This is a genomic window from Paenibacillus sp. J22P90, assembly GCF_059692195.1.
On sequence record NZ_JCAUAY010000013.1, the window covers coordinates 35,519 to 60,900 of the forward strand.

A 25,382-nucleotide genomic window follows, 5' to 3' on the forward strand; every position below is an offset into this window, starting at 1 on the left:
GAAAGGAGTTCCACTCATGACTCGACAACTCATTCAAGCTCGAGAAATCAACTACTACACCGACCTGCTTCCAGAGCAGCCAATTGTGATTGCATCGTCAAGAGACGCTGAAGGTGTTCGAGCCGCACAATCTATCGAGGCCAAACTGCGTCGAGTACATGCTGACATACGCATTGAAGTTCTAGAAGATCCAAAGCCTGCGATCCTGTATCAGGCGCAAGGACCTGTGTTTCTGATCGGCAACCTGGCGGACAGCCAATGCGTGAAGGAACTGTATTTTCGCTGGTTTTGCTTGACAGATCGGTGGTATCCAGGGCCTTCCGGCTATGAAGTTCGCACTTTGATGAACCCTCTCGGAAGCGGTCATAACATCATTCATCTCGGGTATTCTGACGAAACCGGGCTCTTGGATGGGCTTCAAATTCTACTAGAACGTATAAGCTCATCGATACCGCTTCTGTCTGAAGTTCGGGCGATGCGGGTACCGATCCCAGATCATGAAGTGATTAAGTTCAAGTCGCCTAAGCCGCATCAGCACGATTGGCAAGTAAGTATCCGTCACGAGGATGTGATGAAGGGCGTCCTAGGTTATTTGATTGGCGATCAGTCTTGCTTGGACGAATACGCCCGCTTGTCGGAGATTGTGGTACGCAACGGCGTCTTGACTGATGACAAAATCGTACAGATCCACCTTGGCATTCGCAGCCGTGTAGTGTTGTTCCGATTGTTAGAGGTGGCAGGGTTAGTCCAAGAGCCGCTTCGTCAGAAGTTTGCCCAGTTCATCTATGATTGGGCGGAGAGCGCGGAAGGGTATCGATATGTGGAGAAACCGCTCTATCAGTCGCTCCATTTTCCACGGCAAAATCATGGCACCATTCCCGCGCTTGCGCTGGTATTCGCCTCTGATTATTTCACCACTCACTATCCGGGGATGGAAGAACCGAAAGTGTGGAAGGAGACCGCGGATCGCGTGTTCGCGCCTTACTCGGGCGGTAGCTGGAAGCCGGTTTGCGACGGCATGTGCCACGGCTGGTGGATGACGCAGCCAACGTTGATCGATTATGGCTTAATGGATCGAGGTCACCGATTCTTCGAGAATGGCGGGGCGCGCGCCGCAGCTGACTGTGCGGTGGCGATCGTCAATAACATAGGCTGGCTGCCGAATGCGGGAGATTCCATCCTGTTGCAATCGTTCCCCGGTCCAAGTTTGCGAGCTGCTGCCGCTTATTATGAGGACGCGCGTTACACGTACACGCATGAGCTGGCACCGGTGCATCGCCGTCTGTATCACGAGTGGGGAACGATCGGAGGGCTGCGGACGTTCGATATTGGGCTGACTCCATCCGTACCAGTATATGGGCTAGGTGTAAACGTCGTCCCTATGGATCCTTTGATTTATGAAACGTGGAACAAGGAGCCGGATCTAGCTGTTCTACTGCTCGACACGCCGCCATCAGCCCCAATCGAGCGATGCTTTGACAAAATTTCGATGCGAGCAGGGTGGCAGAAGAAGGACGACTATTTGCTGATTGACGGGCTTAGTACTAAGAGCTCCTCCCACTCTTATGCCGATGCGATGGGTATCCACGATTATGCTAGGCTAGGGGTCAGCTGCATCGTGACCGAGGATTTGTTGCTATTTCCGGAGCCAGAGAGCCATAGTCTGGTGACGGTCGTAAAAGATGGAGAGACCGGTCCTCTACCAAGCTTCGCTGAGTGCGAGGAGCACGCAACAGAGCCGGACGGGACTTATTATGTACGACTCAAGCTGACCCGTTATGCGGGAACAGATTGGTACCGGGAAATCTGGATGCGTCCGGGAAAATACGCAGTTATTACAGATACGATCGTTGCACTGGAGGAGGGGGAGTATGCAGTGGAGGCGCATTTCCGGACGCCTTCTCGCGCTCAACTGAACGGTTTTCTTATGACTAGCAGCCGGAACACAGAAGCCGGCGATCCGGTGGAGTTCCGACTTCAGAGCACATGCACATCCTCTTCCAGCTGTAGTCTTACGGAAGTGCCGATATCGTTGTTCTATCGGGTACACCCTGGTGAGCCGCAACCATTGACGTTAGACGACGATCCGGTAGAGGCGTATAAGCGCCGTTATTATACGCAAGAGGTGGAGCTGACCGAGTTCCGAGCTCGCAGTACGAGCCGGCTTCGTTCGGGGGAGTCAGTCGTGTTCAGTCACTTGGCACAGATTGCGGCGGCTGGGGAGACGCATGGTTTGCTTAAGCTGGAAGATAGAACCAAGGCGGTTGTAATCAGTGGGGAAGAGAGTTGGGAGGCGGTCTCGCAAGTCAAATCTCGCCAGCCATCCGATGCTATGGTCGCAGCAACGGCTACGACTTCAGCTTCAGCGACAGTGGAAGCATGCGTGACGAAGTCAGTACTATCCCTTCCTTCATCCATTACGAGCTTCAAGATGGCTTCAGGAGGAACGGGAGGCTTCGTGTGCGGAACTAAATCGGGAAGTGTCTATCGACTCGATCCGTCTGGACAGATTGTATGGGAAGCGAAGCTGGACGGTTGCGTGCATGATGTAGATGTGAATGGAACGAATGGGGAGGAGACGGTTTTTGCCGGACATGGGATTGACCGACTCTCCGTGCTAAGTCGAGCAGGCACAGTCCATAAGGAATCACGCATCATCCGGAATCCAAGTCCATACCCATGGTGGGAGCTGACGGGACCTACCCCGATGCGGCTCGCAGCTGCGTATGTCCCATCATTCACAGGGAACGAATTTATTGGTGCTGCTGTGGGGTGCGGTGACATGCAGCTGCGCTTCTTCGATCAAGACGGAACCGAGCGATGGAGCTGGTGGTACAAGGAAGGGTTGCCCGGACGAATCCAGGTCGGCGATGTGGATGGAGACGGGTTGGAAGAGCTCATAGTAGGGGGCGACATTATCACGGACCAATCCACATGCCGCATTCTAACGATAGAGGGCGAAGTCAAGGCGGAGTTCGCAGTGGAAGGCTGGACTAGCCGGACAACCTCATTTGACTGGGCTGTGGCTGGGACGCGCCGTATTTTGGCATGTGGGGCTAATCACGGAAGGAACCTCTGGGTGTATGATACGACTGGACTACACGATGATCCAGCGCTCCAGGCCGATTTTCAGCAATCTCGACACCGACTCTTGTTCATGAGTAGGTTAGGCGGCGCGGTGTCCGCACTGAAATTTTCAGCGGACGGGGAGCGGCTCGCAGCGGCGACTAGCCAGGGCTTTTTGTGTCTGTATGATCTTCAAGGGAAGCTCCTGCATACCAAGCTGTATGAGCATGGGATCGTATACTTGAGTTGGTTGGATGGGAAGTTTGTGCTCGTCGAGGCAAATGGCCATCTCCATGTAGTAACACCGGACGGTCGGACAGAAGCGAGTATGCTGACTGGAGTTGCCAGTACTTTTTTCTGTCAGAACGGCTTTGAGCTGTGGCAAATATCACAAAACTCCATTTATATGACAAATTTGAAGCTGTAATATAACCACCTATTAAAGCCAGCTCCCCAGCTTGATTGTAGCGACGGGAGGCTGGCTTTCGTCATGAATGTAAGAAAGTAGATTATTAGAGCGGTTGTTCTTGAGAACGATATTCGGTTGGCGACATACCGGACCATCGCTTGAACTGCTTGCTGAAATGCGCGCTGTCGCTAAAGCCAAGCTTCTGGGCGATCGACTCGAGCGGCTGCTTCGTGTTCATGAGCTCCAGCTTCGCCCGCTTCAAGATCGCGGTTGACAAGTATCGACGCGGCGACAGTCCATACACCTCGCGGAACAGTCTGGAGCAGTAGGACAAGCTGTACCCCATCTGCTGTGCTATGCTGCCGAGTCTAGTATCAAGCCGACTATGGGGAGTCTCTCCGCTGTCCGCTTCTGACTCCAGCACTTGCGCCATCCGTCGAGCGATATTGTAGCTAAGCAGATTCCCTTCATTTCCCGCCTTCTGCTCCTCCATCTGGACCTGCGCCAGCGCTGAGAACAAAGAGAACAGTACAGACAATATTTTCATACGCAAGACTAAAGATACGGATGTCCGATTGTCCGCCTTCCAAGCCAGCTCAATAAGCTGTTCCAACGGAGCGTTGCATGCTTGTTGGATAGGGGATCCGACGGGGTGATGCTTGTCAGGATGCAGGCACAGCAGTTCCTTCAGCGCAAAATCGTCCACATCAAACGTAACCACGAAGTAAACCAGTCTTCCACTCTCAGACGCCCCGCAATCATGGACATGCCAAGGCGGAATGAGTACAAGATCACCGGCTTTCATCTGATACACCGTATCTTCCACACGCATCCATTGCTCGCCATCCAGCACCACGTTCAACTCAAATATGGGGTGATCGTGTTTGCGGCATTTCCATCCAGGTTCGACGGTCCGCCAATGGCCTTCCTTCAACACTAATGTAGATTGAATATCAGGCAGAAAAAAACGGTCTGTAATGCGATCAGTAGGCGGTTGCTGCATCGAGTTAGGCAAGAGGCATTCTCCTTCATGAGTCACTACCGTAAATCTATAAAAAAATGGAATGCCTGTCTACTACTTCTTTTTATGCGATGTGATTGATTACAAAGGGGTTGCATTGATAAAATCAACTAAGTGAAGGTGGTAAATTGAAAGGTAATATGATCAAGTAATAAATTTGTACACATAAGGAGATAAAACTATGGAAAAAAACAATTTACTAAGAATGGATAATGTTAGCATCGTTGTAGAATCTCTTGATGACGCAATTTCTTTCTTCAAAGAGATTGGCTTGAAGCTGGAAGGACGAGCTACTGTCGAAGGTGAATGGGCTGGTCGCGTAACCGGGTTGGGATCACAGTGTGTAGAAATTGCTATGATGGTTACCCCAGATGGCCACAGCCGAATTGAACTTTCGCGATTTATTAATCCACCTATTATATCAGATCATCGAACTGCTCCTGTTAATGCACTCGGTTATCTACGCGTCATGTTTACCGTTGAAGACATTGACGAAATGGTATCCAGACTCACTAAGTATGGTGCTCAACTCGTTGGCGAAGTGGTTCAGTACCAGGACTCATATCGCCTCTGCTATATTCGTGGAATTGAAGGACTTCTAATCGGTTTGGCGGAACAACTCGATAATAAATAAGTGACGGAACCTACACCAAGGAGGATCATATGAGAACTATTATTTATATGGTTAGGCATGCTGAGTCACCATATTCTGAAGGAACTGAAAGAACTAGAGGACTTACCCTAAAGGGCAAGAAGGATGCAGAAACAATAACAGAGATTTTAAAAGACGAAGGAATAAACGTAATTATTTCAAGTCCCTATGCTCGAGCAATTATAACATTGGAGGGGTTGGCCAATAAATTAGAACTAGATATTAAGATATTTGAGGATCTGAGGGAAAGGCACTTTTCAGGAGAAGACTATCTTATTTCTAATGAAGAATTTATGTCTGCTATGCAGAAGATGTTTGATGACCTTGACTATGCATTGCCAGGAGGAGAGTCTAACATCGATTGCCAGAATAGATCAGTGGCAGTGTTGAAAAATATCTTAGAAGAATACAGGGGAAAGAAAGTGGCTATTGGAACACACGGGAATGTCATGACGATGATGATGAATTATTTTGATTCAACTTACGGTTTGGATTTCTTAAATCAAACAAAAAAACCTGACATCTATAAAATGCAATTTAGAGACCTAGAGTTAGAAGAGGTAACAAGACTATGGAAAGACTAAATTATAAAGTTGACACCGACAAGGAGTAAAGTTATGAAATTATTGCTCACCTCTGCAGGCATTACTAACAAAAGCATACACGAAGCGCTAGTTGACATGCTGGGCAAGCCGATCGCCGACTGCAACGCCTTGTGCATACCCACCGCGATGTATGGACACCCCTGGGTTGGCCCCGGCGTCAAAGCTTGGCAGTTCATCAGTGGGAATTCAGAGAATCCCATGGTTGACTTGGGCTGGAAGTCCGTCGGCATATTGGAGCTCACAGCGCTACCAAGCATTAGCAAAGACCGCTGGGTGCCGCTGGTCCGGGAGACGGACGTCCTGCTAGTGGCGGGAGGGGACGCCCTCTACTTGTGCCACTGGATGCGGCAGTCCGGACTGGCAGACTTATTACCATCGATGCAGGCAGTTTATGTGGGAATGAGTGCCGGGAGTATGGTGATGGCACCTAACATTGGGGAATTCTTCGTTGGCTGGACTCCACCCACCGGTGGTGATGAAACACTGGGTCTGGTTGATTTTTCAATATTTCCTCATTTGGACCACGAGTTGCTGCCTGGAAACACCATGGCTGCTGCAGAGAGAAGGGCCGAAGGAATGCAAGGGCCGACGTATGCCATTGATGATCAAACCGCCATTAAAGTAATCGACGGATCAATCGAAGTTGTATCCGAAGGGAAATGGAAACGTTTATTCGCCACCATATAAATGGGTGTATTTACCAATAAAATGAAATGAGAATTGACGTAAAGCCGCGTATTTGTGGCTTTTTTTGTTTTAACCCTAAGTCGATACACTTTGGGTCGGATTGGCGGTTCGTGAATTTAGGGATGAACCGGACGTCATAGAGACACTAGAGATAAGCGGTGGGCTTTGTTTGAGTGCACGTGTCTACGGCAATGAGGCCCATATGTGGCGAGTATATGATTCAAAATTTGATTAAATCTACCAAGTGCATCTCAAGGCCGTATTCCTGCTGAACAGCAACAAATATTAAGCCGATTGTGCCGAGGACTTGATTCCCGATAAAGTCATCCGACATCGAAACGAAGGAATTCGAGCACCTCGAAATGATGGCTGCGAACGTTATCATACAACGCCTCTTCCAACTGGGAGAGGTTAATTGTTTTTGTAATATAAAAATAAAATTTGTAATTACAAAAATATTTAGAATATACACCGAAAACATCTTGACCGATAACATTTAGAATGTTAATTTAAATTTATAAATTGATATAGTAAATACATTTTTGTTATAACAAAATTATCGATATTTATCTGTAAACAAGGAGGTGACTCGCCTCGCTGGCGTAATCCATGATACTGGACATTACTGGAAGCATTCGGAACGGGATGTGGACATACGGCGACCCGCTTCCTTCAGTGGAAATCGAACAAGTAGCAACGCTCGAGGGAGAAGGTTGGAAAGGCCATCGCTTCCAGCTGCACACATTGGCCGGAACGTACATCGAGTCGGCCGATCACCTTCTGCCGGGGAGGAAGACGATCAGCGAGCTGCCAATCGAGAGTTTCATCCGCCGTGCGTGGATCGCGCAACTCTCGGATAAGCGGGAACTGGAGCCGATTACAGCGACGGAGCTTGCGGCAGCTTGCGAGGGGCATGCCCACCGACCGGGGGATGCGCTGCTGATCGCGACCGGTTGGGATAGGAGATGGCAGGAGCCTGAGTTCGTCACACATTGCCCGTTCTTTACAGAGGAAACGATGAAATGGGTGATTGAACGGGATGTCGGGCTGCTGGGGGTGGATGTTCCTTGCATGCAGGATCCCCGCGCAGACGACGGGACGCTGGGCCGGCAGTTTTTCCAACAGGAGAGGCTGCTGCTTGCGCCGCTAGTCGGCCTGCGGCAGGCGGCATCGGGGCCGTGGACGCTAGCGGCGCTGCCGCTGTCCATCCCCGGTGTCTGCGGCGCGCCTTGCCGAGCGATCCTCATGCCAATAACGGAAGGAGGATGAGCGGGCATTATGAACATGCAGGCAACTACAGAAGAGCTTACGCAAAGGAAGGCGGCCTTGCTCGAAGCGATGGCCGAGCACGGATGGGATACAATTTGTCTCGCCGATCGGGCGAATCGGAATTATCTTATCGATACGATCGAGCAGGACGGACATCCGGCATATCTGCTGCTGGATCGATCGGGCGAGTACGTACTAATCGCCGGCGAAGGCGACGGGCTAACGGGCTGGCAGCGGGATGACGTGACCGTCCGACCCTATCCGGTCTATGACGCCGAACGATGGACGGTTCCCGCTGACAATGCAGCGAGGCTTCTCGCCGAAGCCCTTAAGTCGTCACGAGCCACACGGATGGGGACAGACATGTTGCCGGTCCGCTCCGGCAGCGGAAGCGTCGTCTCCTTGGCCAGCGAAGGCTTAATGCTATTCGATGCGAGACCGATTCTAAGCCGGATGCGCCGGACGAAGCGACCGTATGAAATCGAACGTATCCGGGATGCCGGCCGGCTGCACGAAGCGATGTATCGTGCCGTTCGTCAGCACATCTCAGAGGCGAATGATGAATTCGAGCTTTTTCACCTCATGAGTCTCGAGGCTTGGCGATTTGCGGGACGTCCGATCACTCTCGACGAACAATACGACCTGCTGTCGGGCCCCCGTACTATGCAGGCGGGAGGAAAGCCGGTGAACCGGAAACTTTGCGCAGGCGACCTCGTTTTAGTGGATTTATTCCCACGGTTGGGCGGCTATTATGCCGACACCTGCCGCACCTTCTGTACGTCAGCCGGCGGGCCGACCCCACTTCAGGAGAGACTGTTCGACCGCGTAACTCGGGCACTACGAATCGCGGAAAGCGGGCTGAAGCCCGGGGTTCGGGTGAAGGAGCTGTTTGATGAAGTGAATGCGGAGCTCGCCAAAATCGGAGGCGGTTATTCACTCCCGCATCATCTTGGACACGGCATTGGGCTTCAGGATCAAGAGGCGCCATATTTGGTCCGAGAGGGCGATGACGTTCTCGAGGAAGGCATGGTCATTTGCATCGAACCGGGCATTTATCTAGAGGGAGCCGGGGTGCGAATAGAAAATATGTATGTCGTTCGCGCCGACGGACCCGAGAATCTTACTCCGTTTGACGAAGGTTGGTAAAAAATATTTGGAGGGACTTATTATGACATTGACTGGCAACATCCCTGTAATCCCGACTCCATTCTTAAATGGTGAAATTGAATACGCCGGCTTCGATCGGCTGATGGAACGAACAATCGACCAGCTTGAAGGCTATGTCGTCTGCGGCAGCACGGGAGAAGCACCGGCTTTGTCGATGCAAGAGAGGATCGACATCGTAAATTATATAGCTCCCAAAATGCCGGCAGGCAAAGAGCTTGTTATCGGTCTGGGCCACACGAATTTGCAGGAAGCGATTCGAATCGGCTGTGCAGCCAAGGAGAGCGGCGTACGATCTGCCCTTGTATCCAGTCCGTATTATTTTCCCAATTCGCAAGCCATGGTGACCGATTACATAGGGCGGCTAGCGGAAGGCACGCAGCTTGACATCGTCTTTTACGACAATCCAGTGACTACGAAGACGCACTTTACGGCTGATGAACTCCTCCAATTGGCGAGTGCCATTCCCCAAATCAAAGCAATCAAAATGACGGATCACAATTTCGGGAAAATTCGTCAACTCAAAGCCCGTTCGAGCTTGACCGTGTTTGGCGGAGACGACATCATCTGCTTCCGTTCCTTCGAGGCGGGGGTTGACGGCAGCATGATCATTGCGCCGATCATTTATCCGGAAGAGTTCCGCGCATGCTGGCAAGCGTACCAGGCAGGAAGACGTGAAGAGAGCTACCGGATCTTCTCCGAAGTGATACTACCATTCATTCATATGTTCGGGCCAGGGGATGAGATTCCAACGACGAAGGCGCTGTTCCACCAGTTGGGTATCTTCTCGAGCAAAGAGACGAGGTCCCCACTGCTCCCGGTTACGGAGCACCGGCTACAGGAGGTCATGCTCGGTTTTAAAGCTCGGCTTGGGCATAAGTCTGTTTAGAGGGGATGGAAAAACCGATGAAAGCATTAGTGTATGAAGGACCGCGAGAGATGCACCTCCGACAGCTGGAAGCTCCTGAACCGCTGGAAGACGAGGTGCTGATTCGGGTCGCGTACTCTGGGATATGCGGCTCTGAGCTGAGCGGATTTTTGGGTCACAATGCGCTTCGTAAGCCGCCGATGGTGTTCGGTCACGAGTTTTCGGGTACGATCGAAGCGCTGGGCGGGCGCGTCGTCCGTGATGGGCTTCAAGTCGGCGCTCGGGTGACAGCAAACCCGCTCGTGACATGCGGAGAATGCCGCTTCTGTTTGAGCGGCCGGCAGCAGCTGTGTCCCTCGCGACGATTGCTCAGCGCCGCGCTTCCCGGAAGCAACGCCGAGCTGGTCAAAATCCCAGCGCGTTTCGTCTACCCGCTGCCTAACGGTATGCCGCTAAGGCGCGGGGCGCTCGTCGAACCGGTCGCCTGCGGCGTGCGGGTAGCGGAGCTCGCCGTTCCGAAGCCCGGCGAACGGGCAGTTGTGGCCGGCATGGGACCGATCGGCCTATTCGCGTTGCAAGCGCTAAAGCTGTATGGCGTCACGGATCTCTACGCGATCGACCTAAGTCCGGAGCGGCTCGAAATCGCAGCGTCGCTTGGCGCCATCCCCATCATGCCGAACCGCACCTCCGACGTTGCGGCTGAAGTGCGGCGCCTCACCGACGGCGGGGCAGACATAGCCGTGGACGCCGTCGGCGCAAGCGTTACGCGCCGGCAATGCATCGACTTTACCGCGCCTGGCGGACGGGTCATCGTAACGGGGCTGCACGAAGCAGAATCGTCACTGCAGGTTAACATGATGATCCGCAGCGAAATCTCGCTCCTCGGCTCGTTCGCCTACTCAGCCGTTACCTTCGAAAAGGCGCTTGCTTACCTCGCAAACGGTTCGTTCATACTGGACGAGTGGGTAGAGGAAGCTCCTCTGGAGACAGGTGCGGCTTGGTTCGACCGGCTCATCACGAAACCAGGGAAAACCGCGAAAGTGCTGCTCGTGCCATAATCCGAGCAAGGATCCGCCGGAATGAGTTCATTCCGGCTCTTTGCGATTGGGCAGGAATGGAAGAAATAGACTCTTAATAGACTTGTCTCCGGAAAGAAGGCAGGTTATTATATTGGAATAGGTAGTCCGAGGTAAATCAACTCGTATTTAAAAGTCAGATAATTCGGAATAGTCGTTAAATTAGTCAATGAAAGTTTGTTCTCCTCGAAACATAACGAAATAGGGAGGGTGACTTCTTTGAGCGGAATGCGAAAGTCGAATCGAAGAAAAAGTATCCTGATTACGATACTGATCTCGTATATCGCCATCCTACTCTTTCCCGTCACGGCCGGCGTATATCTATACCAGCGGGTAGAGCGGATCATGGTGGACAATGCGAACCGAACAAATCTTGGCCTGCTCGAACAGATCACGCTTGTCGCAGAGGACCGGTTTAAAGAGGTTGAGGGCATGGCCGTGCAGCTCGCCTTTAATCCGAAGCTTCAGTGGTCACTAAGCAACCTGGAAACCGATTATACGAAGAACGAGTTCGATTTGGCCGACATCATGAAGGATTTCCGCAATGTCAATAAGGCCAGCAGCTTCATCTATGATTTTATGGTCTACTTCAAAAATTCGGATATGATTCTAACCTCATCCGGAAAAGCCAATTCCTCCTTCTATTTTGATAAAATCCTCAACTTTAACGAAAAAGGCGCTGGTTGGGTAAGGGATACCCTGTTAACTGGAGCTCATTACAAAACGTATTTGCCGGTCACTTCGATCAAGGAAGGCGAGCGGGTCACCAACGTCTTGACGTATGTCCAGTCCCTCCCGATTGGAGAAACTGTGAATGTAAAGGGAAATCTGGTCATTCTCATCAATGAAGCGGAGTTCGACCGACTGATCAAGCAGATTGAAAAAGTGAACCAAAGCTCGATTTATATTCTCGACGAACACGGACAAATCATCATGACGACGGCAAAGCAACACCCACTGGAAAACGGGTTGTTTGCGCAGCTTGGAAACGACTCTGGGTACCAAACCTTTCAGCAAAACAATCAATCGATGATGCTGTCCTACACGACAGGGCAGAACGGTTGGAAATTCGTCTCGGTCGTCCCGATGTATATGGTGTTAAAGCAGGTGAACGCCGTAAAGGAAATCGCACTGCTACTGCTCTTACTGATCGTCGTTGCCGGGATTATCGCCTCTTATATCATGGCCTACCGTAATTACTCCCCAATTCGCGATGTCGTCCAAACCATTATGAAAGAGAACACCACGCATAAGCAGGATATTGACGAGAATGAGCTCGAGTACATTAAACAATCGTTCGTCCGCACGTTTAGCGAGAATAAGGAGATGGGCCAAACATTAAAGCGGCATGCGCCCGTCATCCAGGCCAATTTCCTGTCCCGACTGATTAAGGGGCACATTGACGAATCGTCGCTAAGCGACGACTCCCTTGCCTTCATGGACGTTCAATTTGAATACGACTATTTCGGTGTAATCGTGCTGGATATCGAGGATTGCCGGGACTTCATTAAGGATAATACGGAGCAGGAATGGGCACACGTGCGATTTATACTGACCAATATAAGCAATGAGCTGTTAGGCAGCAAAGGTTTTATCGTAGAGATGGATCGCAGCCGAATGGCTATCCTACTTAATGTCAGCACCAATGCCGGACCGATGAAGCAAGAGGTGGCGGCGCTCATCAACCAGCTGCAGAAAACCGCGGCAAATCGGTTTTATTTGAAAATATCGATTGCCATCAGCCAGTTCCATAAGGGGCTTGAGGAAATCGGCAGATGCTACCGCGAGGCATTGATTGCACTCGATTATCGAATGATAAAGGGCTCTAATGCGGTCATCTATCATGAAGAAATAGCGGGTTTTGAACCTCGCTTTTACCATTATCAGATGGAGGACGAAGTCCAGCTGATGAACTTTGCTAAGAGCGGAGATTACACGAGCGCGGAAAGACTCCTTAACCAGATTTATACCGCAAATTTCCAATCGAACGTCTTGACTCCGGAGATGGGGAAGTTTCTTTTGATCGATCTACTCAGCACGGTTGTGAAGGTGATGAACGGTCTGCAATTCGCCGACAAGCCGCCGTTCGAGGGCTCGTTCGATCCTGCGAAGGTCTTGGTTGAATGTACAACCGCCGAGGAAGCGATTCAGAGAACCAAAGACATTTACCAGACGATTTGCACGTTTACCCGGGAAGAAAAAACCGACCATGGAGATCGGTTGTATCGCCGTATATGCCAATACATTGACGAGCATTATTCGGAAAACGGCTTAAGCCTAGCTTCCATGGCTGATCATTTCCACATTAGCCTTCAATATTTGTCGACGTTCTTTAAGAGGCACAGCGGGGAAAATATTACAGACTATATCGCCACCGTACGAATTCGGCAGGCAAAAAACATGTTATCCGATCCGAGTATTACCATTGCGGAAATCGCGATCAAGGTCGGCTATGCCAATGCGGTCGGCTTCGTCCGATTTTTTAAGAAGGTGGAAGGCGTGCCACCTGGTAAGTATCGCGAAATGCTGAGTCGATAGAGCGGAAGAGAGGGGATGGGCGCATGCTCCGATATCGAGGGAAGAGATTTGTCTCGTTGCTGAAATCGGCGTTGCTGGCTTGCGCGATGCTCAGCCTGGTCGCGGCCTGTGAAGATAGCGCTGAGCCGCAGGCTGGGCATTCCCCACTTGACGAGTCAAGTCGATACCCGTCTTCCCTTACGTACTGGGTACCGATGGATACGGATGCGGCGGTTACGCTTAAAAACTATGGTGAAATGGGACTATACAAGCAGTTGACGAAGATCACAGGAACCCGGGTCAATTTCCTGCATCCGCCGGCCGGGGAAGAACAGGCGCAGGATCAATTCCATTTGATGATGGCGTCTGGCGAGCTACCTGATGTCATCTATACGGATTGGTCAAAGAATAGCCCGGATAAAGCGATTCAAGACGGAAAGATTCTACGGTTAAACGAGCTCATTGAACGGTACGCGCCGAACTTATCCAGACTACTGGACGAGAAACCATATCTTCGGAAAGAATTAACGAGCGACGAAGGGAATATCTATATGTTCCCCTTGATTGGCGACGATCCTCCGGTATTTGCGTACCATGGGTTAATGCTTCGCAAGGATTGGCTTGATAAACTTCATTTGAAGACACCGGTTACGATCGACGACTGGGAAAAAGTGATGACGGCTTTTCGCGATGGGGATCCGAACGGGAACGGACGGAAGGACGAAATTCCGTTTTTCTATCGTCAGACGGATATGGAGACGAGCTATCCCTTCATTGGAGCATTCGGCATTACAACCGGCTTCTATCAGGAAGACGGCATGGTTAAGTACGGTCCCGCCCAGCCTGCCTTCAAGACATTTCTGACCCTGATGAACAAATGGTACGCAGAGGGACTGATCGATCGCAATTATTTGACCTCCGATATCAAAATTCGGGATGGGCGGATGCTGGATAACCAGCTCGGTGCGGTGGCCGGTTGGGCCGGCAGCGGACTCGGGGCTTATATGCAGGCCATGAAGAAGAAGTTGCCCGATTTTAACCTGATCGGTGTCCCATTCCCTGTGCTCAAAGTCGGTGGAACAGCCGTATCAATGGCAAGACCGCTCATCATTGGACACGGTGCAGCCATCTCGGCAAACGCGAACCATCCGGAACGCATTGCGGCATGGCTCGATTACGGCTACGGTAAAGAGGGGGCGATCTTGTACAATTTCGGCGTGGAAGGTCAAAGCTACACAATTGCGAACGGAAAGCCGCAGTACACCGATCTGATTCTTCACAATCCCATGGGATTGACTGTTTCTCAGGCTCTGTCGATCTACTCGCTACAATCGGGCAGCGGTCCGTTCGCTTCAGATTCCGATGCAGACAAACAATGGCATGCAGATCCCGAGCAGGCGGACGCGATGGTCAAGTGGACACAGGCTGATCATTCGAAAGCGTTGCCGAATGGGCTGCTGAATGCAGGGGAGCAGGAGCAATTTGCTTCGATCATGGCTGACCTTCTAACCTATAAAGATGAAATGGTCAATAAATTCATTATGGGTGCGGAACCGTTGTCAGGGTTCGACGATTATGTCCGTAAGTTAACTAAATTCGGGTTGCATGAAGTTGTAAGAATAAATCAGACCGCATACGACCGATATTCGAAGAAGTGAAGAAGACGCTCTCAGGCGTCTTTTTTTGTTTTGAGAAGAAGTAAAGGGGATAACCGATGTTTAATATGGACTATTTGGAGGGATCCGCCCCTGATATATAGTCGTAGAGATGGCCGGAGCTCGATCAGGCCTTTAACCAATTTATGAGGAGTCGATAAGCGTATGGAAATGATGGAGCTTCTGTTGGGTACAGCGAAGGTGGATATTACGCCGCAGAGTCCGATGCCGCTAGCAGGTTTCGGTCATCGGCACGGCGATTTCGAAGGCATTGCTCATCCGTTATATTTGAAGGCTTGGTTTTTTGAACAAACAGAAGCCTCCGGCTCAGCAAGGAAAGCACTACTTGTGCAGGCGGATATTCTTGCGTGGAGCACAGAACGTACAGAAGCGCTTCAACTCTTGTTATCTGAACGATTCGGTCTGGAACCAGCGGCGATTATCCTTCATGCGACCCATGCACACTGCGGTCCGAGAACGCTCGATATTCCCGATCCTATGAACACCGGCTATGTGAAAGCTTTGGAGTACTGCCTGTTGGAAGCGGTCAAAGAGGCATATCAGAAGCTAGAGCCCGTAACAATCGAGCGAGGATCCGGTGAATGCCGGATCGGTATTCACCGCCGTAGGTTCGTTGACGGTGTAATGACCATGGCTCCGAACGAGGCGGGACTGATCGATCCGGAGGTCAACGTGATCCGATTCAGGAGTCAGCGAACGAAAGAAACGACAGGCGTGTTGTTCCATTACGCCTGTCACCCGACCACGACCGATCATAAATTCATAAGCTCGGAATTTCCAGGCATTGCGATGGAGCACGTGGAGCAGGCCATCGGAGGCGGGGCGATTGCCTCTTTCCTACAAGGCTGCTGCGGCGACATTCGTCCAGCCTTGATCAAAGGAGATGCCTTCTACCGAGGAGGCGATGAGGACGTACGGAGGCTCGGAGCGCAGTTATCCGAAGTCGTACTGCAGGTGCTGCAACAACCGATGCGACAGTTATCACCCGGACGGATAGAGGCGGAAGCCGTAGAGGTGCAGCTTCCGTTCGATTCGGTACCGGACGCCCTGCAGCTGCAACAGGCAGCGAATAAGCCTGGCATGGCCGGGGAATGGGGCCGGCGAATGCTGGATGAACCCAAACGACTCACTTCGCATATTCCACTTAAGCTGAATCAGGTTACGATTGCTGACGATCTTGTCTTCTTGGCGATGAACGGAGAAATTATGGTCGAGTACGGTCTGTTCATCAAGAGTCTACATCCAGGTGGTGTGCTTCCACTCGCATACAGCAATGGTATGGTGGGCTATGTTCCGACGGATCAGCAGCTTACTGAAGGAGGCTATGAACCAATTGAGTCCATTTTATACTATCTCTTGCCTGCACCATTTTCCCCTGGAATCGAAAAAGCCATATGTGACGCGGCTTCCCAGCTTCTAAATCGCACAATACTTAATCGGGATAACCCATATATAATTTAGGCTATTTGCTCTTGACCGTGCTCTTTATATAGTGAAATCGAGCCAACAGCTCACGATTTTCAGAATCTAAGGGAGGTTTACGGTATGAAGTTTAAGCGTAAGAAACAGATTGCGGCATTACTTTCGGTTTCCGTGCTGGGGGGGCTAGTGGTCGCCTGCAGCAATGACAACAAACCGGCAGTGAGCTCAGCGAGTCCATCGAACGAAAGTCCGAAACCGACGGCAGCCCAAACGACCACGGGTCCGAAGTATCCAGCTTCATTCTCGTATTGGAACATCATGGATACGGAAGCAGCGGTTTCAATCAAAAATTACAGCGAGATGGGCATTTACAAACAGCTGGAGAAAATTACGGGAACGAAGGTAGAGTTTCAGCATCCACCCGCAGGCGAGCAACAGGTTAAGGATCAATTCAATTTGATGATGGCGACCGGTAAGCTTCCTGATGTTATGGGGTACTCGTGGAAAGCGAATTCCCCGGACAAAGCAATTAAGGACGGCAAGATCCTCCGTCTGAATGAGATTATCGACAAATATGCTCCCAATTTATCGAAAATGCTGAAGGATAAGCCCGACTTGAAACGCCAGCTGACCAGCGACGACGGCAATATTTACGCATTCCCGTTCGTGGGCGAAGACAACCCTGTATTTGTATATCACGGTTTGTTTTTGCGTAAGGATTGGTTAGATAAGCTCAAACTGCAGCCGCCAGCGACAGTCGATGAATGGGAAAAGGTTCTGACGGCTTTCCGCGACGGGGATCCGAACGGCAACGGCAAAAAAGATGAAATCCCTTATTTCTACCGCCAGACGGATTACGAAACAAGCTATCCGTTCCTCGGCGCATACGGCCTCAACGCCGCTTTCTATCAGGAGAACGGTGTGGTCAAATACGGCCCATACCAGCCGAAGTTCAAGGATTACTTGACGCTGATGAATCGCTGGTACAGTCAAGGCTTGATCGACAAGGACTATTTAACCTCGGACACCAAGCTTAGAGACAGCAAGACACTGAACGATTTGATCGGCTCGCAAGCTGGCTGGGGCGGAAGCGGATTAGGCGGCTATTTGCAGCTTAAGCGGCAGCAGGATCCGAACACGAGCTTCAAATTGGTCGGCGTTCCAGTCCCTTCTCTTAATAAAGGTGAGCTGGCGGTATCAGCAGGCGCACCGACCGCCCAATGGAGCGGCATCGGCGTAGCCATCACCACTTCGGCCAAAAATCCGGAACAGATTGCTGCATGGCTCGATTATGGCTACAGCAAGGAAGGCAAGATATTGTACAACTTCGGTGTAGAAGGTCAAAGCTATACCATTGATAACGGGAAGCCGAAATACACGGAGACGATTACGAAAAATCCGAACAAATTATCGATCACGCAGGCGCTCGGCATCTATACGATTGTCGCCTCCAGCGGTCCGTTCCAAGCGGATGAGGACGCCGATCTGCAGTGGCATCCAGATCCAGATACGCAAAGTGCCATGAGAGAGTGGACGAAGGCGGATCACTCAAAATTCATGCCGTCCTTCCTCAATTCGGATGAGCAGGCCAAAATCGCCTCCATTATGACGGATCTGCGGACATACCAATACGAAATGATTAACAAGTTCATTATGGGCCAAGAGCCGCTTTCCAAATTTGACGAATTCAACGCCACGCTCAAAAAGCTGGGGATCGAAGAAGCTACGAAAATTTATCAAACGCAGTACGACAGATACATGAAGAAATCGTAAGCATCATGCAGATGAAGGAGGCGGAGGGCCGTTAAGTGATGCGGACCTTCCTTCCTCCTTCGTACTAGGAGGAATCGTCTATGCAGCTTGGTTCGAAGGCGGTGACGACGCTCCCGAAAGCAGACCGAACGAAATACGGCTATCGGTTGAAGCGGGATTTGAAAGTGAATCGTTATCTGTATCTCATGGTATTGCCGGTTGTCGTCTATTACTTATTGTTCCATTACGTTCCGATGTATGGCATCCAGATTGCTTTTAAGAACTACTCGCCTGGCACGGGCATCTGGCACAGCCAATGGGTAGGCTTTAAATATTTTAACGAGTTTTTCCATAGCTTTTATTTCGGAAGGCTGATTCGGAATACGCTGATCCTCAGCTTCTACGAACTCATTTTTCAATTCACGGCCCCAATTGTACTGGCGTTCCTGCTGAACGAGCTTCGCAGCGCTTTATTTAAACGGATCGTGCAAACGATCGCTTACCTGCCATACTTTATCTCCATCGTCGTCGTGGTAGGTTTTATTGTCGACTTCCTGGCGAGAGACGGGTTGCTTACCAACATGCTTAATTTCCTGTTTGGCATGGAGAAGGTGGCGTACCTGAGCAAGCCCGAATGGTTTCGGGCAATATTCGTCAGCTCAGGCGTCTGGCAGAACGTCGGATGGGGCACCATCATCTATTTGGCGGCGATGGCGAACATCGACCCTTCGCTCTACGAAGCGGCGAAAGTCGATGGGGCCAGCCGGCTGAAGATGAGCTACCATATCACATTTCCCGGCATTATGCCGACGATTATCATCTTATTGATTCTGCAAATCGGCAGCCTGATGTCGGTGAATACCGATAAAATCCTGCTCCTGTATAATACAGCCACCTATGAATCGGCAGATGTAATCGGCACCTATGTTTACCGAAAGGGCATATTGGAGGCTAACTTCAGCTACAGCGCCGCAATCGGATTATTTAACTCCGTCATTAACTTTGTACTTCTCGTGATGGCCAATGCGCTCAGTAAACGCGTAACAGAAACAAAACTTTGGTAGAAGGGGGGAAACGCGATGATTAGGCGGTCCACAGGAGAACGAATTTTTGATATCGGCAATGTCCTTTTTATGCTGCTGCTCGTGTTTGTCACCTTATATCCGTTCTGGTACGTGTTCATCTCCTCGATCAGCGACCCGGCATGGGTGGCGCGTACACGCGGGTTGATCTGGCTGCCGCACGGCTTCAACCTGAACTCATATAAAGCGGTTTTTAATAATCCGATCATTCGATCGGGTTACCTGAACACGCTGTTCATCGTGGTCGTTGGCACGACACTCAACATCATCATGACCTCGCTTGGAGCCTATGTTCTTTCCAGACAGAATGTCATGCTTAAAAACGGCATTATGTTTATGATCGTGTTTACGATGTTTTTTGGCGGCGGCTTGATTCCGAATTACATCCTTGTGACCAGCCTCGGCATGCTCGACACCTTGTGGGCGCTCATCATCCCGGTGGCCGTAGGCTCCTTCAATTTGATTATCATGCGAACCGCTTTTCAAGCGGTCCCCGTCAGCCTTGAGGAATCGGCGCGAATGGACGGAGCGAACGATTTCACGATTTTGTTCCGGATTGTGCTTCCGCTTTCGCTGCCTGTCGTTGCTGTCATGATCTTGTTTTACGGCGTCGCCCATTGGAATTCCTGGTTCGGTGCGCTCATCTATCTGCGGGACCGCACGCATTATCCGTTGCAGCTGATCTTAAGAGAGATTCTCATCAGTAACAGCACAGACAGCATGACGGCGGATTCCAGCGGGGATAAGCTGCAGGTCGCGCTGACCATCAAGTATGCGACGATCATCGTGGCCACGGGTCCGATACTCATTCTTTATCCTTACTTGCAAAAGTTCTTTGTGAAGGGCGTTATGATAGGCGCCATAAAGGAATGACGAGGAGAGTGAATTCATGTTCGGCCGAAAAATTATTGCGGGAAGCTTAAGCCTTGCCATCATTTGCAGTCTAGCTTTTACGGGTGAGCCCAAGGCGTATGCAGCCGCAACGGATTATTATGTTTCTGCAACAGGCAGCGATTCCAATCCCGGCACACAGGCGCAGCCCTTTCTGACGATCCTCAAAGCGTCCCAAGTTGCAGCGGCTGGTACCACCGTTCATGTTGCGCCGGGGACGTACACGGGCGGCTTTCAGACGAAAGCAAGCGGGACGGCTTCTGCCCGAATCCGGTATGTGTCCGATACATTGTGGGGTGCGCGTCTAGTACCTCCTGCAGTGAACGCCAGCGGTATCGTCTGGGATAATCAGGGCAGCTACGTGGATATCGAAGGCTTTGAGGTGGATGGGAACGGCAGCGACACGCGCAACGGCTTATATAATGAAGGTTCTTATGTAGCGATCAAGAACAACCACGTCCACGATATTGCAACGAACATCGTGTGCACTGGCAGCGGTGGAGCAGCCATTAACACCGATTATTACCATTATGGCGTGGAAACGGAAATCAGCGGCAACATCGTCCATAACATCGGCTACGTTGGCTGCAGTTACATACAGGGCATCTATGTCAGCACGTCGGGTACGGTGAAGAATAACCTTGTCTACCAGAACGGCGGTGCTGCCATTCACCTGTGGCATGACGCCAATCATGTAACGATTGCGAACAACACCGTTTTCTCTTCGTGGTTTGGCATGGTCATCGGCGGCGGAGACTTCTGGCATACACAAGGCCCGGCCGATGAAGTTCATGTATCGAACAACATCGTATTTGACAACAGCTATGGGATCTCTGAGCAGGGGAAAACTGGAACAAACAATACGTACTCGAACAATCTTATTTTCCACAACAGTATTTACGACTTAAGTCTGCAGAATGGCTTAACAGCTGTCGGTACAATTGCAGCCGATCCACAGTTTGTGTATTACGATCCGGCCGGCGGTGGCAATTATCACCTGAAATATACATCTCCGGCTCTCGACGTGGGGATACCGAATGATGCGCCTACGATCGATTTGGATGGGAAACCTCGGCCTCGGGGCGCCGGCTTTGATATGGGGGCTTACGAATATGATCCGAACGATTTTACGATTCAGGCGGTATCGCGTGCGCTTCGAATCGGCGAATCAACGCCAATCGTTTCTTCCTCCGATTTGAGCGGTGCGCAGTATACGAGCGACAACCCCGCCGTAGCCATAGTTAGCGGGAACGGACTTGTCACGGCTATTTCTAACGGTGTCGCCACGATCACGGCTGACGTGGACGGAAATGGGACGCCGAAGAGCAGTTCGGTTCAGATCAAGGTGGCAGAGCGCTTGCAGTCCGTTGCGCTGCAAACGAGTGAGCCAACGCCAGAAATCGGGCAAACCCAGAAGTATACGGTATCCGGGCTAATGAGCGACGGCAGCGCTGCCGATCTTAGCGCCGCATCGATCCGCTACTATATGAAAAGCAACTCCATTGTGTCTGTCAGCTCGACCGGTTTGGTGACGGGTCTGAATAGCGGAACGGACACGCTCAATGTGGATGTGACGTTGGACGGTGTATCGAAACGGACGAATATACCCATCACCATCGCTGCGCCTACAATCGCATCCGTAAAGCTCTCCGCACCGGTCAGCTCTCTGGTCAAGGGACAAACGACGCAGCTAACCGTTTCGGGGACATCGACGAATGGGAAGCCGGCATCACTAAAGACATCTACCATCGTCTACCAGAGCAACAATGCCGGAGTCGCAACCGTCAGCGCTGCGGGGCTCGTCACGGCGGTTTCCCCGGGGACATCCGTGATGACGGCCAACGTTACACTGAACGGAACAACGCATTCCGCCTCGTTCATGATTACCGTGCAGCCTGGCTTATCGATCGTATATGGGTTCACCAAGCTGCCGATCATCGCCAAGACCATTGGCACGACTATCTACGCACCGACCCTGCAATTCGACGCCAATGCTGTAGGTCACGCCATCACGTTCGATGTGGATGTGCCGGAAACGCACCTGTACCAGCTTCGTATGACGACCTTCAAGGCTACCAGCTACGGCAAGTATACGATCAAGCTGGACGGACAGCCGCTATTGGACTATAACTTCTACGGTTCGACGGGAAGAGGAGCAGTGTTCGAGCCGATTGGGTCTACGCAGCTGACGAAAGGCGTTCATCAGCTTACCTTCGAGAATATCGGGAAGAACGAGGAAGCCACCAATTACAAAATGGGGATCATCGATCTAGAATTGCTCGCGATGCCCGATACAACACAGCCAATAACGAGCGCAGCGGTTCAGGGGGACGCCCATAACGGTTGGATTACGTCCGACGTAAGTATCAGCTTAAGTGCGACGGACGGCGATACAGGAGTGAACCGAACAGAGTATCGTTTGGACAATACAGTGAATTGGTCAACGTACAGCGGACCGATCACGATTTCGGCAGATGGCGCTCATACCCTTGCTTACCGTTCGATCGATGCGGCGGGGAATCTGGAACAGGCGAAATTACTGCCGATCAACATCGACCAAACGGCGCCTGGCTTAACCGTTACGTTGGATCGATCGACGCTGTGGCCTGCGAACCACAAGATGGTGACCATCCATGCACAGTTGAACGCGGTCGACACGGCATCCGGAATTGCGGCGGTTACCTTAACCTCTATTACCAGCAATGAACCGGATAGCGGGGATGGGGACATTATCGCAAATATCGGCTCGTCGGACGTTACTTTTCAATTGCGTGCGGAACGCAAAGGTAACGGAAACGGTCGAATTTATACAATCACATATACAGCCGTCGACAAAGCAGGCAATCAAACGCCGGCTTCCGCCACCGTATCCATAAGTCACGATCAATCACATAACTAACCAATAGAAATCTTGGGGGGACGACAAAACACATTCAAAATCCATTTGGAAAGGGGTGAGGATGATGTAGCGTGTTAACCCGGTCAACGGGTCGCTGAAGGCAGCCGGACATCCATGAATAGGCAGGGAAAGGATGTTTAAAAACCTGAAGGAGGAATCGTATGTTGATCAATTGTTATGTTGGAAGGAAATTGGTGTTTGGAAAAGTGTCGGCCATCTTCTTGTGTCTGGCGATGATGTTCAGCTTGCTCATGCTGGTGCCGATGAAAGCTCATGCCGCAGGGGACATTTGGGTAGCGCCTGCGCCTGTAGGGAACGATTCGTCTCCGGGCGACGGTTCGCAAGCGCATCCATACGCAACGATCGGCAAAGCGTACGCTGTCGCGACTTCAGGCGACACCATTAAAGTCAAAGCGGGGACGTATGCGGTGGGTACGTCATCGGCAGGTTTCAAAACAACGAAGGATAACATCACCTATGTGTCCATCGATGGGCCCTATCAAGCGACCATCACACCTACCGACGCCACCAAAGAATTTATCATTTGGGAAAACTGGGGAAACAATGTCGTAATCGATGGATTTGAGGTTGACGGCACGGGAGCAAAAGCAAGAAACGGGATTTTAAATCAAGGTTCGTACGTCACGATAAAGAATAACGATGTCCACAATATCATGCAAACGTTTTGCGACAGTGGCGGAGGCGCCGGTATTAACATCACCGATTACAACACGACCACCACTAGCTTCATGGTAGGTACGGTTGTTACCGCAAATAGAGTTCACGACATCGGTAATGGAACTTGTGGTTATGTCCAAAGTATTTACATCAGCACAAGAGCGACTGTAACGAACAACGTTGTCTATAACAATGCAGGCGGGGCAGGCATTCATCTATGGCATGATGCCCACCAAGTCACTATTGTGAACAACACGGTTGTCGACCATAAGTTCGGCATCGTAGTAGGCGCCACCAATGGTACAAGTGGTGGATACAAAGCCTGCACCGTAGAAAGTTGGGGTTGTTCAGCTGATAACGTCTATGTATCCAATAACATCGTTCAGAACAGCAATTCCGGCACCACTTATGGTATTGACTTATCCGGGACGGTAGGCTCAAGTAACACCTACGATTACAATCTGTTAAACGGTACCACTTACTATTGGTACCCAACTACAATGACACACGGTACCCACAATATAACAGGGGTAAGTCCATCTTTTGTGAACAGTGCGGGCCATGATTATAATCTTACTTCCACCTCTCCGGCCAAAAATGCGGGAAGCTCGACGAATGCACCTAGCGTAGATTTTGACTGGGATACCCGTGACTCGTCACCGGATATCGGGGCTTACGAATACGGCGCAACTGGAAGCAAGTCATTGACGTTCTGGGAGAAGGACAGCGAAGCAGGTACCACCTCGACGTACTGGTATAAACAGGCACTTGTTGACGGTGTTGTCGTCTGGGAAAGCGACGTAACAGCAGATGGGACAGCGTGGCAGTCGCATACCGTCTCGATCAATCCATCCAATCCAACGTTTTCGTTGCAGTTTAGGCTGATCAGCAAGAAGGCTGTCTCCAATTACCCGATTTCCTTGTACGTCGACGACGTTTCGGTGAGCGGAGCGACGATCACAAACGCAGACTTCGAGGGGACGACGGGCTGGACTTACAGCGAATCAAATTCTCCATTCACCGGCGCTTATGATACGACGTTCCATGGCGGAGCCAAGTCCTATAAGATTGCGTATCCAGGATCAACCGTTTCTACGGCGGGCGATAACGCCTCGATCTCGCAATCGGTGACGAGCAACACTCGGACGCTGACATTCTGGGAGAAGGACAGCGAAGCTGGTTCCACCTCGACTTACTGGTATAAACAGGCGCTTGTGGATGGCGTTGTCGTTTGGGAGAGCGACGTGACGGCGGATGCGACGTCATGGCAGTCGCATACGATCACGATCAACCCGACAAGTTCGAGCTTTTCGCTGCAGTTTAGGCTAATTAGCAAAAAGGCTGTCTCCAATTACCCGATTTCCTTGTACGTCGACGACGTTTCTGTGAGCGGAAAGACGATTACGAACGCCGACTTCGAGGGGACGACAGGCTGGACTTACAGTGAATCAATTTCTCCGTTCACAGGCGCTTATGATACGACATTCCATGGCGGAGCTAAGTCTTATATGATTTCATTTCCTGGTTCAACCGCTTCGTCAATAGGTGATAACGCCTCGATCTCGCAATCGCTATGATTTTGACGGAGTAATCACAAAGTGAGATTCAGAAGGGGGCAGGGCATATTTCTTGAGCTGCCCCTTTCTGT

19 protein-coding genes are annotated in these 25,382 nt (G+C 51.0%); 17 read left to right on the forward strand and 2 right to left on the reverse strand.

The features are described from left to right. Positions 1 to 16: 16 nt before the first annotated feature. Entirely contained in the window at positions 17 to 3,493 is a 3,477-nt protein-coding gene (locus tag AC58UX_RS29200; protein ID WP_497259361.1) for a hypothetical protein, read from the forward strand. 85 nt (positions 3,494 to 3,578) lie between these two features. Here AC58UX_RS29200 and AC58UX_RS29205 read toward each other — a convergent pair whose 3' ends face one another. Next, on the reverse strand, positions 3,579 to 4,478 hold the full coding sequence (locus AC58UX_RS29205) for a helix-turn-helix domain-containing protein (protein WP_497259363.1): 900 nt from the start codon (positions 4,476 to 4,478) through the stop codon (positions 3,579 to 3,581). A gap of 199 nt (positions 4,479 to 4,677) precedes the next feature. On the opposite strand from AC58UX_RS29205, the gene AC58UX_RS29210 reads away from it, so the two are divergent. Genes AC58UX_RS29210 through AC58UX_RS29220 form a run of 3 tightly spaced genes read left to right on the forward strand, consistent with a single transcriptional unit; the run spans position 4,678 to position 6,440 of the window. Continuing rightward, positions 4,678 to 5,130 (forward strand): VOC family protein, encoded by a 453-nt coding sequence (locus tag AC58UX_RS29210; RefSeq protein ID WP_497259365.1) that lies wholly within the window; start codon positions 4,678 to 4,680, stop codon positions 5,128 to 5,130. 29 nt (positions 5,131 to 5,159) lie between these two features. Beyond that, positions 5,160 to 5,732 (forward strand): histidine phosphatase family protein, encoded by a 573-nt coding sequence (locus AC58UX_RS29215; protein ID WP_497259367.1) that lies wholly within the window; start codon positions 5,160 to 5,162, stop codon positions 5,730 to 5,732. A 33-nt stretch (positions 5,733 to 5,765) separates the two neighbouring features. Then, positions 5,766 to 6,440, forward strand: a complete 675-nt coding sequence (locus AC58UX_RS29220) for a Type 1 glutamine amidotransferase-like domain-containing protein (protein WP_497259369.1) — start codon at positions 5,766 to 5,768, stop codon at positions 6,438 to 6,440. Between the two features lie 220 nt (positions 6,441 to 6,660). Here AC58UX_RS29220 and AC58UX_RS29225 read toward each other — a convergent pair whose 3' ends face one another. Then, positions 6,661 to 6,825: a hypothetical protein gene (locus tag AC58UX_RS29225; RefSeq protein WP_497259371.1), complete on the reverse strand. Its 165-nt coding sequence runs from the start codon at positions 6,823 to 6,825 to the stop codon at positions 6,661 to 6,663. Positions 6,826 to 7,049: 224 nt separating this feature from the next. Between AC58UX_RS29225 and AC58UX_RS29230 the strand changes: the two genes are divergently transcribed. The 13 genes from AC58UX_RS29230 (at position 7,050) to AC58UX_RS29290 (ending at position 25,311) form a co-directional block, all read left to right on the forward strand. Then, positions 7,050 to 7,709: a cyclase family protein gene (locus tag AC58UX_RS29230; protein ID WP_497259373.1), complete on the forward strand. Its 660-nt coding sequence runs from the start codon at positions 7,050 to 7,052 to the stop codon at positions 7,707 to 7,709. Then, positions 7,706 to 7,951, forward strand: a complete 246-nt coding sequence (locus AC58UX_RS29235) for a hypothetical protein (protein ID WP_497259635.1) — start codon at positions 7,706 to 7,708, stop codon at positions 7,949 to 7,951. Before AC58UX_RS29230 ends, AC58UX_RS29235 begins: the two co-directional genes overlap by 4 nt. A 211-nt stretch (positions 7,952 to 8,162) precedes the next feature. Continuing rightward, positions 8,163 to 8,855, forward strand: coding sequence for a M24 family metallopeptidase (locus AC58UX_RS29240; RefSeq protein WP_497259619.1), 693 nt, complete (start codon positions 8,163 to 8,165; stop codon positions 8,853 to 8,855). Between the two features lie 22 nt (positions 8,856 to 8,877). Continuing rightward, the gene (locus tag AC58UX_RS29245; RefSeq protein ID WP_497259375.1) at positions 8,878 to 9,762 is read left to right on the forward strand and encodes a dihydrodipicolinate synthase family protein; all 885 of its coding nucleotides are present in this window, start codon (positions 8,878 to 8,880) and stop codon (positions 9,760 to 9,762) included. 17 nt (positions 9,763 to 9,779) lie between these two features. After that, the gene (locus AC58UX_RS29250) at positions 9,780 to 10,799 is read left to right on the forward strand and encodes a zinc-dependent alcohol dehydrogenase (protein ID WP_497259377.1); all 1,020 of its coding nucleotides are present in this window, start codon (positions 9,780 to 9,782) and stop codon (positions 10,797 to 10,799) included. Between the two features lie 246 nt (positions 10,800 to 11,045). Continuing rightward, a complete protein-coding gene (locus tag AC58UX_RS29255) occupies positions 11,046 to 13,355 on the forward strand; it encodes a helix-turn-helix domain-containing protein (RefSeq protein ID WP_497259621.1) in 2,310 nt (769 codons plus the stop codon). A gap of 23 nt (positions 13,356 to 13,378) precedes the next feature. After that, a complete protein-coding gene (locus AC58UX_RS29260; protein ID WP_497259379.1) occupies positions 13,379 to 14,992 on the forward strand; it encodes an extracellular solute-binding protein in 1,614 nt (537 codons plus the stop codon). Positions 14,993 to 15,154: 162 nt separating this feature from the next. Further along, entirely contained in the window at positions 15,155 to 16,471 is a 1,317-nt protein-coding gene (locus AC58UX_RS29265) for a neutral/alkaline non-lysosomal ceramidase N-terminal domain-containing protein (RefSeq protein ID WP_497259381.1), read from the forward strand. A gap of 84 nt (positions 16,472 to 16,555) precedes the next feature. Continuing rightward, positions 16,556 to 18,205 (forward strand): type 2 periplasmic-binding domain-containing protein, encoded by a 1,650-nt coding sequence (locus tag AC58UX_RS29270; RefSeq protein WP_497259383.1) that lies wholly within the window; start codon positions 16,556 to 16,558, stop codon positions 18,203 to 18,205. Positions 18,206 to 18,285: 80 nt separating this feature from the next. Next, positions 18,286 to 19,248: an ABC transporter permease gene (locus tag AC58UX_RS29275; protein ID WP_497259385.1), complete on the forward strand. Its 963-nt coding sequence runs from the start codon at positions 18,286 to 18,288 to the stop codon at positions 19,246 to 19,248. A gap of 15 nt (positions 19,249 to 19,263) precedes the next feature. Further along, a complete protein-coding gene (locus tag AC58UX_RS29280; protein ID WP_497259387.1) occupies positions 19,264 to 20,139 on the forward strand; it encodes a carbohydrate ABC transporter permease in 876 nt (291 codons plus the stop codon). Between the two features lie 16 nt (positions 20,140 to 20,155). Then, on the forward strand, positions 20,156 to 23,056 hold the full coding sequence (locus AC58UX_RS29285; RefSeq protein WP_497259389.1) for an OmpL47-type beta-barrel domain-containing protein: 2,901 nt from the start codon (positions 20,156 to 20,158) through the stop codon (positions 23,054 to 23,056). Between the two features lie 161 nt (positions 23,057 to 23,217). Beyond that, on the forward strand, positions 23,218 to 25,311 hold the full coding sequence (locus AC58UX_RS29290) for a choice-of-anchor Q domain-containing protein (protein ID WP_497259391.1): 2,094 nt from the start codon (positions 23,218 to 23,220) through the stop codon (positions 25,309 to 25,311). Positions 25,312 to 25,382 lie beyond the last annotated feature (71 nt).

Coding starts and splice junctions, on each gene's coding strand:
- AC58UX_RS29200 (WP_497259361.1), top strand. CDS start 17: ATGACTCGACAACTCATTCAAGCTCGAGAAATCAACTACTACACCGAC.
- AC58UX_RS29205 (WP_497259363.1), bottom strand. CDS start 4,478: ATGCAGCAACCGCCTACTGATCGCATTACAGACCGTTTTTTTCTGCCT.
- AC58UX_RS29210 (WP_497259365.1), top strand. CDS start 4,678: ATGGAAAAAAACAATTTACTAAGAATGGATAATGTTAGCATCGTTGTA.
- AC58UX_RS29215 (WP_497259367.1), top strand. CDS start 5,160: ATGAGAACTATTATTTATATGGTTAGGCATGCTGAGTCACCATATTCT.
- AC58UX_RS29220 (WP_497259369.1), top strand. CDS start 5,766: ATGAAATTATTGCTCACCTCTGCAGGCATTACTAACAAAAGCATACAC.
- AC58UX_RS29225 (WP_497259371.1), bottom strand. CDS start 6,825: ATGATAACGTTCGCAGCCATCATTTCGAGGTGCTCGAATTCCTTCGTT.
- AC58UX_RS29230 (WP_497259373.1), top strand. CDS start 7,050: ATGATACTGGACATTACTGGAAGCATTCGGAACGGGATGTGGACATAC.
- AC58UX_RS29235 (WP_497259635.1), top strand. CDS start 7,706: ATGAGCGGGCATTATGAACATGCAGGCAACTACAGAAGAGCTTACGCA.
- AC58UX_RS29240 (WP_497259619.1), top strand. CDS start 8,163: ATGCGCCGGACGAAGCGACCGTATGAAATCGAACGTATCCGGGATGCC.
- AC58UX_RS29245 (WP_497259375.1), top strand. CDS start 8,878: ATGACATTGACTGGCAACATCCCTGTAATCCCGACTCCATTCTTAAAT.
- AC58UX_RS29250 (WP_497259377.1), top strand. CDS start 9,780: ATGAAAGCATTAGTGTATGAAGGACCGCGAGAGATGCACCTCCGACAG.
- AC58UX_RS29255 (WP_497259621.1), top strand. CDS start 11,046: ATGCGAAAGTCGAATCGAAGAAAAAGTATCCTGATTACGATACTGATC.
- AC58UX_RS29260 (WP_497259379.1), top strand. CDS start 13,379: ATGCTCCGATATCGAGGGAAGAGATTTGTCTCGTTGCTGAAATCGGCG.
- AC58UX_RS29265 (WP_497259381.1), top strand. CDS start 15,155: ATGGAAATGATGGAGCTTCTGTTGGGTACAGCGAAGGTGGATATTACG.
- AC58UX_RS29270 (WP_497259383.1), top strand. CDS start 16,556: ATGAAGTTTAAGCGTAAGAAACAGATTGCGGCATTACTTTCGGTTTCC.
- AC58UX_RS29275 (WP_497259385.1), top strand. CDS start 18,286: ATGCAGCTTGGTTCGAAGGCGGTGACGACGCTCCCGAAAGCAGACCGA.
- AC58UX_RS29280 (WP_497259387.1), top strand. CDS start 19,264: ATGATTAGGCGGTCCACAGGAGAACGAATTTTTGATATCGGCAATGTC.
- AC58UX_RS29285 (WP_497259389.1), top strand. CDS start 20,156: ATGTTCGGCCGAAAAATTATTGCGGGAAGCTTAAGCCTTGCCATCATT.
- AC58UX_RS29290 (WP_497259391.1), top strand. CDS start 23,218: ATGTTGATCAATTGTTATGTTGGAAGGAAATTGGTGTTTGGAAAAGTG.